Annotated in this window: 1 protein-coding gene; it reads left to right on the forward strand. The window is 37.1% G+C overall.

Annotated features, from left to right (window positions below):
• Nucleotides 1–49: 49 nt before the first annotated feature.
• A partial coding sequence (locus tag GCE9029_RS25420) for an ISAs1 family transposase (protein ID WP_231870203.1) occupies nucleotides 50–544 on the forward strand: 495 nt, incomplete at its 3' end.

Genomic DNA, 544 nt, shown 5'->3' on the forward strand with positions numbered 1-544 from the left:
TTTATTTTCGATTGAACTAATCCTGATTTTGTTGATCAGATCATTATCTATGTACTACTCAACCTACAAAATGACACTTTTTGAACGCCTTAATCGCATACCCGATCCACGTAATGATATTAACGTTAAACACAACTTAGTTGATGTCGTTTTTCTAGTATTTTCTGCTGTACTCAGTGGCGCTACCGGATGGAAGTCCATTCAAGAATTTGGTGAAAGCCAAATTGACTGGTTAAGAGAATATCGCGGATTTGAAAATGGCATTCCCAAACGACACTGCATTGCTAACATTATCAGTGCGTTAGATAGTGATACTTTACTAGACGCATTGTTTGAATGGTTGAATTCTGAACGAACTCGAACCGAAAAATCGGTTTTGGCAATAGATGGTAAGGCTTTACGTGGAACTAAAACAAATGGGTTAAAAAGCATGTTACACGTTGTCAATGCGTATGATGTTGAAAGTGGGCTAATGCTTTATCAACAGTCTACTCATGGCAAAGGTAAAGAAATCAGTTTATCTCACGATGTTCTAGATGCTTTA

Source organism: Grimontia celer (assembly GCF_900055185.1).
GTDB lineage: Bacteria > Pseudomonadota > Gammaproteobacteria > Enterobacterales > Vibrionaceae > Enterovibrio > Enterovibrio celer.